The following is an 11,206-nucleotide window of genomic DNA, read 5'->3' as shown; positions in this document are numbered from 1 at the left end:
CATATCAAGCAGATAAATATTTTTTAAGCCTTGAACACCTGTGCCATACATAACGTGCAGGTGCGTTCGATGTATGCCTCAACCATTGAAAACAAACTTATTAATTGTCCATCGACCAGAATGCCGACCTTGAGTTCACACAGGGTCAGCGGGGTCATGCATCCATCCCTCTCTGGAGTCATATCAGCATGGAAAATAACGATCTGTCCCTCGTCGAAAAAAGATTGGTTGCCCGATTCCTGGACATGTTCATCAAATTTGGCCTTATTCTGGCGCTAGGCTCGTTCTGCTTCACCGTGTTCTCCCCCTTCATGAACATGATGCTGTGGGCCCTGATCCTGGCGGTCACCCTTTACCCCCTCCATCAGCGCTTTGCCGCCAGACTCGGGGGAAAACAGGGTCAGTCGTCCACCCTGCTGGTCCTGCTGGGCATCCTGCTCATCGTGGCCCCCACCGTGGCCATGCTCGGCTCCCTGGGTGACAGCGTCAGCGCCCTGATAGACAAGGTGAACAACAACACTCTGGTGATTCCGGCGCCTTCCGCCGACATCGCCAGCATCCCGCTGATCGGTGCCAAGCTGCACGCCTTATGGACCAAGGCATCCGTGGATCTGCCGAGCCTCCTTATCAGCTACAAGCCGCAGCTCGGCGACATGGCCAAGCAGACTGTCACCATGCTCGCCAGCATGGGGGGCGGCCTGCTGGGCTTCGTCGCCTCTTTCATCGTGGCTGGCATCATCATGGCCTGGGGGGCGCCGGGTGCCATCAGCGCCGAGCGCATCGCCATGCGCATCACCGATGAGCGCAAGGGCCTCGCCCTGACCAAGCTGTGCACCAGCACCATCCGGGCCGTGGCCATGGGGGTCATCGGGGTCGCCTTCATCCAGGCCCTGCTGGCTGGCGTCATCATGTCCCTCGCCGGGATCCCGGCGGTCGGCATCTTCTTCGTCCTGGCGCTGATCCTGGGTATCGCCCAGGTCCCCGTCATCCTGGTCACGGGACCGGCCATTGCCTTCATGTGGATGGCGGGGGATCACGGCACCCTGCTCAACGTCATCTACTCAGTGCTGCTGGTCGTGGCCGGCATGGCCGACAACGTGCTCAAACCGCTGCTGCTGGGGCGTGGCGTCGATGCGCCCATGCCGGTAGTGCTGCTGGGGGCCCTCGGCGGCATGGCCACCAATGGCATCCTCGGCATGTTCATCGGTGCCACCCTGCTCTCCATCGGCTATCGCATCTTCATGGCCTGGGTCAACGACGGTCTGGCCAACGCGGAAAAATAACCCCATGGCCGACGCACTTTCTCTCCTTCGCCCCCTGTTTGCAGGGGGCACCTGCCTGCTGCTCGGTGCCTGTACTCTGCTCGGGCCCGATTATCAGGCCCCCGGTGTCGAGGAGATGGCCAACTGGCACAGCGCCAGCGAGGGTCAGCAGGCGGTGACGGTGACCGACTACCGACAATGGTGGGACAACTTGCACGATCCCGTGCTGAGCGCCCTGGTGGAGGAGGCCTTCCTCAAGAATCCGGACGTGCGGATCGCCGGCCTGCGGATCCTCGAGGCCCAGGCCCAGCTTGGCATCGCCGAGAGCCTGCTCGGCCCCCAGGCGACGGTGGGAACGGCAGAATTCCTCCAGGCAGGTCAGACCCGGGGCGGCCACAGCAGCGCGGGCAGCAGCTACGGCGCCGGCTTCAACCTCGGCTGGGAACTCGACTTCTGGGGCAAGTTCCAGCGCGGAGTCGAGGCGGCGGATGCCAGCTATTTCGCGACCCTGGCCCAGTATGACGACATCCAGGTGTTGATGGCCGCCCAGGTGGCCCAGCTCTATGTGAGCATCCGTACCCTGGAGGCCAGGCTCCAGATCGCCCGGGAGAATGCCCGCATCCAGCGGCGCAGCCTGGAGATCACCGAGCGACTGTTCAAGAGCGGCAACAACGCCGAGCTGGACGTGCAGCAAGCCAGGACCCAGTACCTGGGCACCCTGTCCGGCATTCCCCAGCTCGAGACCAGCCTGCGCCAAAGCCAGAACGCCCTCTCCACCCTGCTCGCCCGCGCCCCGGGGCCCCTGCCCGAGATGACCACCAACACCGGCAAGATCCCCCTGGGAGAGCTGGCCCTGGTCACCGAGATGCCCGCGGATCTGCTGCGCCGCCGTCCTGACGTGCGGGTGGCGGAGCGTCAGCTGGCCGCCCAGTCGGCCCTCATCGGGGTGGCCGAGAGCGAGCTCTACCCCTCCATCACCCTGCTCGGCACCCTGGGGGTCAACGCCACCAATGGCGAGAGCGGCACCTTCTCCTGGGCCGTCGGTCCTTCGCTGAGCTGGAACCTGCTGGATCAGGGACGGCTCGGCAACCAGATCCTGGTGCAGGACGCCCGCTTCCAGCAGCTGCACGAACGCTATCGCGACAGCGTGTTCAAGGCGGCCCGCGAGGTGGATGACGCGGCGGTGGCCTATGCCAACGGCCAGGAGGAGATCGCCCTGCTGACCCAGACCGGCGAGGCCGCCCGTCGCTCCCTCGAGATAGCCAACACCCAGTATCGCGAGGGGATGGCGGACTTCCAGCGGGTGCTCGACTCCCAGCGCGCCCTGTTCAACCAGCAGGAGCGCCTGGTCAACAGCCGTGGTGCGCGGATGCGCGACCTCATCACCCTCTACAAGGCACTGGGTGGCGGTTGGGAACAGGGGCGCGAACGTCCCCTGGTGACCCCCAAGGTGGAGGCTCAACTGCGCACGCGCGCCGACTGGGCCCCCCTGCTCGACGCAGCCCACTCCCCCATGACACAGAAGGCAAACTCCCATGACTGACACAGCCTCTCCCGGTCAGGCCAGCCGCCGCGCCACCCTCGGGCTGCTGGCCGCGATCCTCCTCCTGCTCAGCTGGTATCTGCTGGCGGACAGGCTGACCCCCTACAGCTCCCAGGCCCGGGTGCAGGCCTTCGTGGTCCCCGTCGCCGCCGAGGTGGCAGGCCAGATCAAGCGGGTCTATGTCCACGACAATCAGGACGTGGAGGCCGGCGCCCCCCTGTTCGAGATCGATCCCGAGCCCTATGACATCGCCCTGGCCAAGGCCAGATCCGACTACCAGACGGTGCTGAGCGGCGTCAAGGCCAACACCGAAGGGGTCAAGGCGGCCGAGGCCTCCCTGATGGCCATGCGCGCTGCCTACGACAACGCCGCCAAGGATGCGGAGCGCCAGGAGCGGCTCTATCGGGAAGATCCGGGGGCCATCTCGGTGCGTCGCCTGGAGGTGGCCCAGGCCAGCCGCGAGACGGCCAAGAGCCAGGTGGCGGCAGCCGAAGCCGACGTTCGCCGCGCCATCGAGGCCGCCGGGGCGAGCGGCGATGACAACTCCCAGCTGCTCAGTGCCCGCTCGGCAGTGCACAAGGCCGAGCTGGATCGCCAGAACACCCGCGTGGTGGCGCCGGGTCGGGGGCTCATCACCGACCTCAGCACGGATGCAGGCCAGTTTATCGGGGCCGGCGCACCGGCCATGACCCTGATCGCCATCCACGACGTCTGGGTGTCGGCGGATCTGACGGAGAACAACCTCGGCAACATTCGGCCGGGAGACAGGGTCACCATCCTGCTCGACAGCCTGCCCGGACAGCTGTTCAAGGGGAAAGTCCGCAGCGTCGGCTACGGGGTGGGCGACGGCAAGAGCCAGCCCGCCGGCGCCCTGCCCACGGTGGACAACAACCGCGACTGGCTGCGCCAGGCCCAGCGTTTCCCGGTCAAGGTAGCCTTCCAGAATGATGACTTTCCGCCGGTCGAGGCGCTGCGGGTCGGCGGCCAGGCCGATGTGCTGGTCTACACCGGCGAGAGCGGGGTGATGCACTTCCTGGGAGCGCTCTATATCCGGCTGATGAGCCTCTTCTCCTTCCTCTATTGAGGCGCCAGATGCATAACGCCGACAGGGCTGTACTGCGCATTGGCACTGGCATCGGGCTCGCGACGGGGATCTGTTACGGCCTGGCGCTGCCCATGCCCCACCTCGGGGTCATCATGGCCTGGGTGGTGCTGTGCCGACCCGGCGAGCCGCTCAGCCTTGGCAAAGGGTTGCTGGGTGGCGCTCTGCTGCTGGCCGTGATGGTCGGCGGCGTGCTGCTGGTGCCCCTGCTGACCCATTATGCCCTGGCGGCCGTGCTGCTCGTCGCCCTGCTGCTCTACCTGCTGATGCAGCAGGCGATGGCCGGCAAGGGGGCCGCCGCCATGCTGCTCATCATGGCCATCACGGTGATCCCGGTGGCCGGTCTCATCGAGCAGTCCCTTGCCATTGCCCTTGCCCAGATGATGGGACTGGGGATCCTGATAGGCACCCTGGTCAACCGCCTGGCCCACGCGCTCTTCCCTCCCCTGCCGGTGGCCGGGGCGGCGGCAAGGCCCGTGCCATTGCCCCCCGAACACCCCGAGCGGCTGGCGCTGCGCGCCGTCGCCATGGTGCTGCCGGTGTGGCTGATGGCCCTCGGCAATCCGGCGTTCTACATTCCGGCGGTGATGAAGACGGTGACCCTGGCCCAGCAGAGTACCTCCCTCAACGCCAGACAGGCGGGCCAGGAGCTGGTGCTCTCGACCCTGATGGGCGCCCTGCTGGCGTTCGCACTCTGGCTCGGGCTCAGCCTCTGGCCCTCGCTCCTGATGCTGGTACTGATGCTGGCCCTGATGAGCCTCTGGCTGGCGCGGCGCCTGGTGCGGCTGGTGGTGGGGCGTTTCCCGCCATCCTTCTGGAGCAACACCTGGATCACGGCGCTCATCCTGTTTGGCCCGGCCATCGAGGACAGCGCCACCGGCAAGGATGTGTGGTTGGCGGCCGCCATGCGTTGCGGCCTCTATCTGGTGGTGGCCGGCTATGGCTGGCTCTGTATCTTGCTGCTCGAACAGTGGTGGCCTGTCGGCCGCCCACTGGCAGAAGCCAAGCTAGGAGATTGATATGTTAACGATTTTTTTGGTCGGCATCCCGGTGATCCTGGTCAACATGCTGCTGCAATCCCTGGTATCCGTCTGGTGCATCCGCTTCTACGTCAAGCGATTCAATCGACGCGAGGGGGCCCTGGCCGGCATGCTGGCTTTGTTTGGCATCATCACCCTGGTGATGCTGGGCAACCTGGCCCAGATCGGCGTCTGGGGCGGGCTCTTCCTGTGGCTCGGGGAGTTCGATACCCTGCAGGAGGCCGTCTATCACTCCGGGGTCAACTTCGCCACTCTGGGCTATGGCGACATCGTCATGAGCCCGCAGTGGAAGCTGCTCGGCCCCCTGGAGGCAGTCAACGGTGCCCTGATGATAGGCCTCTCCGGCGCCTCCATGCTCGCGGTCTTGCAGCACCACATTCGCAAGCAGTTCGATGACGTGACCCCCTGACAGCGAGGGGCCACCTGCGGCAAACCCCTGCGGCAACAAAACGGGCCACTCTTTGGAGTGGCCCGTTTGCATACAGAGTGATCAATCGGGCCATGTCAGCCTGGAGGATCTACTCGGCGATCACCGTCTGCCAGGTCTTGAAACCGCCAGAGAGGTTCTTGACCCGAAAACCGTGCTGGCTCAGCAGGCGGCAGGCCACGTGACCCCGCAGCCCCACCTGGCAGCTGATGAGCAGCTCTTTATCCTTGGGCAGCTCATGGAGGCGGCTGCGCAGCTCGTCCAGAGGAATGTGCATCGCCCCCGGAATGCGCCCCAGCTTGTCGAGTTCGGGGCCGTTTCGCACATCCACCACCTGCTGATGGGGGTGGCGAGCCTGCACCTCGGCTGCGTGGCAGAGCAGGGTGTCCCCCTTCAGATGGTTGCTCGCAACGAACCCGGCCATGTTGATCACATCCTTGGCCGAGCCAAAGGGCGGCGCATAGGTGAGCTCCAGATCCTGCAGATCAAACACGGTGAGACCGGCACGCTGGGCCACCGCCAGCACGTCGATGCGCTTGTCGATGCCATCCTTGCCGATGGCCTGGGCGCCGTAAATCTTGCCATCGGGGGCAAACAGCAGCTTGAGGCTGACCGGGTGGGCGCCGGGATAATAGCCGGCGTGGCTGCCCGGGTGGACATAGACCTTCTCGAACGGCAGCCCCAGCTGCACCAGCCGCTTCTCGTTCAGCCCCGTGCTCGCCACCGCCAGATCGAACAGCTTGCAGATGGCGGTCCCTTGCGTCTTCTTGTAGGTTTCGCTTCGCCCCAGCATGTTGTCGGCGGCAATGCGCCCCTGGCGGTTGGCGGGGCCCGCCAGCGGGATCAGCACGGACTCGCCGGTGACGAAGTCGGTCTCCTCCACCGCGTCCCCCACAGCGAAGATGCAGGGATCCGAGGTGCGCATGCCCCCATCCACCTTGATGCCGCCCCGCGGTCCCAGCACCAGCCCCGCCTTGGCGGCGAGCAGAGTCTCGGGCTTGACGCCGATGGCGAGGATCAGAAGGCCAGTGTCGAGATGAGAGCCGTCGCTCAGGGTCAGGCGCAGTCCACCCCGCTGGGCGGTCGCCACGGCGGCGGTCTTCTCGGCAGGCACCTCCAGGCTTTCGATGGCAGCGAGGCCGGTACGCAGGCGAAGATCGACCCCCTCCTCCCGGATGCGGGCGTGGAGCAGGTTGGCCATCTCCTTGTCCACCGGCGCCATCACCTGATCGGAGAGCTCAAGCAGGGTGACATCCAGCTTGCGCTGGTGCAGCGCCTCCATCATCTCCAGCCCGATGAAACCGCCCCCCACCACGGTGACGTGGCGGGGCTTGTCGTGCGCCAGCGCCGCCAGGATGCGATCCATGTCGGGAATGCTCCGCAGGGTGTGTACCCCCGGGCTGTCGATGCCGGGGAAGGGAGGCCGGATGGGGGCGGCGCCCGGGCTCAGCAGCAGCACGTCGTAGGCTTCGCGCCGCTCTTCGCCGGTGAGCAGGTTGCGCACCAGCAGGCTCTTGCCGGCCCTGTCTATCTCGATGACGTCGTGAAACACCCGCACATCCACGTTGAAACGGCGCTTGAAGCTTTGCGGTGTCTGCAGCAGCAGGGCATCCCGATCCGGGATATCCCCCCCGATGTGATAAGGCAGACCGCAGTTGGCGAAGCTCACGAACTCGCCCCGCTCGAACATCACGATCTCCGCCTCTTCGCTCAAACGGCGGGCACGGGCGGCGGCGGACGCTCCCCCGGCCACACCACCCGCAATCAGGATCCGTTTCATCTGCAAGACTCCACTCAACAGGAAATGACCAATAAATTAGGCTTATCTAATTTAGAATTCAATGAAATTTTGTTTGCCACGGATTTGCAGTATTCTTGCCCTCCGACAATTGCTCAACAGGATAGTGTCAGTTCATGTCGTCTACCGCGCTCAGCCATCTTCCGACCGCCAGCCAGGCGCCCCTGTTTTTCCGCCTGGATACCCGTAGTCAACGGCTGGTCGCCCTGACCGATGTGATGCAGACGCCGCTCCACTGGCTCGACGAGCCTCGTAGTGCCTGGCCGGCCCAATTGCCGGACGCCCTGCGCCAGCCCATCGAGCAGCGGCTGGCCAGCGGCAAGGGGGGCAAGCTGGTGCTGCGCTTTGACGCCCTCCTCTGGCACATTTCCCTCTCCCACGAGCAGGACGCCTTCTGGCTCATCTGCCTGCAGACCCAGTCCCAGGAGAGCGCCGCCAGCCTGTCCCTGCAACTGCCGCGCCTGAGCCAGATGGCCAGCCAGCAGCAGTATGACGCCATGCTGGAGAGCCTCAAGGAGTGCCTGGGGGCCGATCGCCTGATCCTCTGGCACTACCAGGCCCATGGCGCTCTGGGCGGCGAGCAGCTGACCCCGGTGTTCACCCTGGGGGTGGACGCGCTCGGTGCCATTCGCGGAGACAGCCGTTACATCCGGGCCCTGCGCGCCCGGGGCGCCCTGAGCTTCTCGGAGGCAGCCCACCAGCCCATGTTGAGCCAGCACTACTATCTGGCCGATGCCAATGTCTGCTCCCGCCTGGACGGCGCCTTACTGGAACAGGAGAAGCTCATCGGCGTGCTCAGCCTGGAGTATGCCGAGAGCACCCTCATCAGCGATGACACCCTGCAACTGGTGCGTCATTGCGCCCGCTTGCTCGGCCACTGGCAGCCGGACTCCGTGACGACCGACACCCCGGACCTCGCGCCTCCCCCGGGGCTTGCCAACCTGACCGGCAACGATTACTGCCGCGCCCTGCTGCGCTGGGCCATGGGCCTGAGCGGTGCCCACATGGGCTGGATCGGCGAGTTTCAGCCTCGCGGTCAGGATCTCTGGCTCATTCCCCGCTGCGTGGTGGAGGGGGAGACCTTCGCCGTCGTCAAACCCATGCCCATGGACATCGGCCCGGGCCGGGAGATCTTCCAGCACGGGCAGAGTCTCTACGTGGAAGATCTGGCCCTGCGCTATCCCCAGTCGAGCCAGCTGCTGGCTCTCGACGCCAAGGCCTATGTCGGCATCCCCTTCCCGGGGCCAAACGGTCTCCCCCTGGGGCAGCTCACCCTGCTGCTCGCCACCCCTCTGGCCGATCCCGCGTCCCTGCTGGACGTCCTCTACGAACAGCGCGAGCGGGCCGCCAGCGAGTTGCAGCGCCTGGCCAATGACGATGCCCTGCGCCTGGCCGAAGTGGCCTTCAACACCCACGACGGCCTGCTGGTGATGGATCACGGGGGCATCATCCTCAAGGTCAATGCCTCCTTCAGCCGCATCACCGGCTTTGCCAGCGAGGAGATGCTGGGCCTGCACATCGATGCCCTGAGGCCCACCTACTATGGCGACACCCTCAAGGAGGAGGTGATCGCGGCTGTCAACCGGCAGGGATACTGGCTCGGGGAGGAACAATGCCTGCACAGGGAGGGACACCTCTTCCCGGTGCGGCTCATGGTGAGCGGGGTCAAGGACGAGGAGGAGGAGATCAGCCACTTCGTCTGCAGCTTCCACGACATCACCCAGGAGAAGGAGACCGCCCGCCACATCGAGCGCCTCGCCTACTACGACGACCTGTGCGATCTCTACAACAGGCGCAGCCTGACCGACATCATGCAGCGCACCCTGCAGACCCCGAGCGGCCAGTGGGGGGCCCTGCTGCTGCTGGATCTGGACAACTTCAAATCCATCAACGACTCCCTCGGTCACGCCTGCGGCGATCTGCTGCTCCAGGCCGTGGTGGTGCGACTCAAGTCCCTGCCCCAGGAGAACCTGGTGCTCGCCCGCACCTCGGGTGACGAGTTTGCCCTGCTCTTCACGGCACTGGGCCAGGGCTATATCACCGCCAAGATCCTGGCGGAGCACTTTGCCCGGGAGCTGATGGGGATCTTCCGCGCCCCCTTCGACATCGGCGATCACAAGCTGCACTGCAGCGCCTCCGTGGGGATCAGCCTGTTCAGCGATGACGACAAGGATCACCTTGTCCTGATGCAGCAGGCCGATACCGCCGTTCACATGGCCAAGCGCGCGGGCCAGGGCAACCATATCTTCTTCAGTGAAGCCATGGCGGAAAAAGAGAAGAGCAAGCTTTCTCTCAACAACCAGCTACGCGATGCCCTGCGCAACAACGAGCTGGTGCTGCACTACCAGCCCCAATACCGGGTCGACAACGGCACGCTCTCGGGCATAGAGGCGCTGCTGCGCTGGCAGAAGGCAGACGGCACCATGGTGCCACCCGGGGAGTTCATCCCCATCGCCGAGGAGACCACCCTGATCCAGGAGATAGGCTACTGGGTGATGAAGACCGCCTGCGCCCAGTACAGCTTCTGGCTCAACAACGGTCTCGCCATCCCCCATCTGTCGGTCAACGTCAGCGCCCGCCAGTTCCACACCGCCGGTTTCGTGCAGCAGGTGGAGTACATTCTGCGGGACACCGGGGTGCCCCCGTCGCGCCTGCTGCTGGAGATCACCGAGTCCGTGGTGCTGGAAAACCGGCTGGAGAGCATCGCCAGGATCCGCCAACTCAAGGCCCTCGGCCTGCTCATCTCCATCGACGACTTCGGCACGGGCTACTCGTCCCTGGCCTATCTGCGGGATCTGCCCGCCGACGAGGTGAAGCTCGACAGAAGCTTCATCCAGACCCTGGTCCACAGCGAACAGGACAAGGCCATCGTCAAGGCCATCCTGGATCTCGCCCGGGTGTTTCGTTTCACCGTCACCGCCGAAGGGGTGGAGGAAGAGGAGCAGCTCGCCGTGCTCAAAGCCCTGGGATGCCAGCATTATCAAGGCTTCCTCACCAGCCGGCCGCTCCCCGTCAAGGCACTGGAGAGCCTGCTGGGTGCCACCCCTGCGGGCTAAACTGGTAGGATTTATAGGGCTTTCTGTCATAAAATAACGACCGCTCGAACCTTGTCCGCACCATTGGAGTCGTCTATGTCAGTCATTAACCGGATCCCCGCCGTTGAATCCAAGGGACCTGCCACCCCCGGCACGCAGCGGATCCCGACCGTTGAAGCCAGCGACACCGGCACTACCGACATCATTGGCCGGATCCATTCCGTCGAGACCTGCGGGACCGTCGACGGCCCCGGCATCCGCTTCATCGTGTTCATGCAGGGCTGCCTGATGCGCTGCAAGTATTGTCACAACCGGGACACCTGGGACACCCAGGGCGGCCGCGAGGTCACCGTGCCCGAGCTGATGAAGGATCTCACCAGCTATCGCCACTTCATGAATGCCTCCGGCGGTGGCGTGACCGCCTCCGGCGGCGAGGCCATGCTGCAGCAGGAGTTCATCGCCGAACTGTTCACCGCCTGTAAGGCCCAGGGGATCCACACCTGCCTCGACACCAACGGTTTCGTGCGTCACTACGACGAGCTGCTCGACCGGGTGCTGGACAACACCGATCTGGTGCTGCTCGACATCAAGCAGATCAACGACGAGAAGCACATTCCCCTCACCCACGTCAGCAACAAATACACCCTGGAGTTCGCCCGCTACCTGGCCTCCCGCGGTCAGACCATGTGGATCCGCTACGTGGTGGTGCCCACCTGGTCCGACGATGACGAGAGCGCAGAAGGACTCGGCCAGTTCATCGCCGAGCTGGGGGACTGCGTCGAGAAGGTGGAGCTGCTGCCCTACCACGAACTTGGCAAGCACAAGTGGGACGTGCTGGGAGATACCTATGATCTGGTCGGCATCAAGCCCCCCAGCAAGGAGACCATGGACAGGGTCCAGGGCATCCTTGGCAAGTATCACTCCAACGTGAAGTATTGAGACAGGAGGCCGCCCGGCAGAGGGCGGCCTCTTTTCATTGCGCCGGCGTTCGCCACGGCG

Annotated in this window: 9 protein-coding genes; 7 read left to right on the top strand and 2 right to left on the bottom strand. The window is 64.8% G+C overall.

Going from position 1 to position 11,206, the window contains the following annotated elements; translation table 11 throughout:
- Positions 1 to 23 precede the first annotated feature (23 nt).
- Positions 24 to 158 (bottom strand): hypothetical protein, encoded by a 135-nt coding sequence (locus tag BN1120_RS21850; RefSeq protein ID WP_010674281.1) that lies wholly within the window; start codon positions 156 to 158, stop codon positions 24 to 26.
- 30 nt (positions 159 to 188) lie between these two features.
- Between BN1120_RS21850 and BN1120_RS10125 the strand changes: the two genes are divergently transcribed.
- The 5 genes from BN1120_RS10125 to BN1120_RS10105 are packed head-to-tail and all read left to right on the top strand — an operon-like array spanning position 189 to position 5,356.
- Positions 189 to 1,283 carry an AI-2E family transporter gene (locus tag BN1120_RS10125; protein ID WP_039038652.1) on the top strand — a complete coding sequence of 365 codons (1,095 nt, stop codon included), beginning with the start codon at positions 189 to 191 and terminating at the stop codon, positions 1,281 to 1,283.
- A gap of 4 nt (positions 1,284 to 1,287) precedes the next feature.
- Entirely contained in the window at positions 1,288 to 2,805 is a 1,518-nt protein-coding gene (locus BN1120_RS10120; RefSeq protein ID WP_042015953.1) for an efflux transporter outer membrane subunit, read from the top strand.
- The gene (locus tag BN1120_RS10115; RefSeq protein ID WP_042015951.1) at positions 2,798 to 3,889 is read left to right on the top strand and encodes an HlyD family secretion protein; all 1,092 of its coding nucleotides are present in this window, start codon (positions 2,798 to 2,800) and stop codon (positions 3,887 to 3,889) included. The genes BN1120_RS10120 and BN1120_RS10115 overlap by 8 nt, the downstream gene beginning before the upstream one ends.
- 8 nt (positions 3,890 to 3,897) lie before the next feature.
- Positions 3,898 to 4,926 (top strand): DUF2955 domain-containing protein, encoded by a 1,029-nt coding sequence (locus BN1120_RS10110; RefSeq protein WP_042015950.1) that lies wholly within the window; start codon positions 3,898 to 3,900, stop codon positions 4,924 to 4,926.
- A 1-nt stretch (position 4,927) separates the two neighbouring features.
- Positions 4,928 to 5,356 carry an ion channel gene (locus BN1120_RS10105; protein WP_042015948.1) on the top strand — a complete coding sequence of 143 codons (429 nt, stop codon included), beginning with the start codon at positions 4,928 to 4,930 and terminating at the stop codon, positions 5,354 to 5,356.
- 109 nt (positions 5,357 to 5,465) lie between these two features.
- Here the strand turns inward: BN1120_RS10105 and BN1120_RS10100 are convergent, their stop codons facing one another.
- The gene (locus BN1120_RS10100) at positions 5,466 to 7,154 is read right to left on the bottom strand and encodes an FAD-dependent oxidoreductase (protein ID WP_042015947.1); all 1,689 of its coding nucleotides are present in this window, start codon (positions 7,152 to 7,154) and stop codon (positions 5,466 to 5,468) included.
- Between the two features lie 134 nt (positions 7,155 to 7,288).
- On the opposite strand from BN1120_RS10100, the gene BN1120_RS10095 reads away from it, so the two are divergent.
- Together BN1120_RS10095 and pflA are read left to right on the top strand one after the other, a co-directional pair.
- A complete protein-coding gene (locus BN1120_RS10095) occupies positions 7,289 to 10,228 on the top strand; it encodes a sensor domain-containing phosphodiesterase (RefSeq protein ID WP_042015946.1) in 2,940 nt (979 codons plus the stop codon).
- Between the two features lie 75 nt (positions 10,229 to 10,303).
- A complete protein-coding gene (gene pflA, locus BN1120_RS10090; RefSeq protein ID WP_080767977.1) occupies positions 10,304 to 11,146 on the top strand; it encodes a pyruvate formate lyase 1-activating protein in 843 nt (280 codons plus the stop codon).
- Positions 11,147 to 11,206 lie beyond the last annotated feature (60 nt).

Source organism: Aeromonas caviae (assembly GCF_000819785.1).
In the GTDB taxonomy this organism is placed as follows: Bacteria; Pseudomonadota; Gammaproteobacteria; order Enterobacterales; family Aeromonadaceae; genus Aeromonas; species Aeromonas caviae.
Note: the sequence above shows the minus strand (reverse complement) of the source record. Positions and strands in the feature narration are given on the sequence as shown.

What these genes read in the sequence shown, in the direction of transcription:
- BN1120_RS10105 (WP_042015948.1), top strand. Translation starts at nt 4,928, where the DNA reads ATGTTAACGATTTTTTTGGTCGGCATCCCGGTGATCCTGGTCAACATG.
- BN1120_RS10125 (WP_039038652.1), top strand. Translation starts at nt 189, where the DNA reads ATGGAAAATAACGATCTGTCCCTCGTCGAAAAAAGATTGGTTGCCCGA.
- BN1120_RS10120 (WP_042015953.1), top strand. Translation starts at nt 1,288, where the DNA reads ATGGCCGACGCACTTTCTCTCCTTCGCCCCCTGTTTGCAGGGGGCACC.
- BN1120_RS10095 (WP_042015946.1), top strand. Translation starts at nt 7,289, where the DNA reads ATGTCGTCTACCGCGCTCAGCCATCTTCCGACCGCCAGCCAGGCGCCC.
- BN1120_RS10115 (WP_042015951.1), top strand. Translation starts at nt 2,798, where the DNA reads ATGACTGACACAGCCTCTCCCGGTCAGGCCAGCCGCCGCGCCACCCTC.
- BN1120_RS21850 (WP_010674281.1), bottom strand. Translation starts at nt 158, where the DNA reads ATGACCCCGCTGACCCTGTGTGAACTCAAGGTCGGCATTCTGGTCGAT.
- pflA (WP_080767977.1), top strand. Translation starts at nt 10,304, where the DNA reads ATGTCAGTCATTAACCGGATCCCCGCCGTTGAATCCAAGGGACCTGCC.
- BN1120_RS10100 (WP_042015947.1), bottom strand. Translation starts at nt 7,154, where the DNA reads ATGAAACGGATCCTGATTGCGGGTGGTGTGGCCGGGGGAGCGTCCGCC.
- BN1120_RS10110 (WP_042015950.1), top strand. Translation starts at nt 3,898, where the DNA reads ATGCATAACGCCGACAGGGCTGTACTGCGCATTGGCACTGGCATCGGG.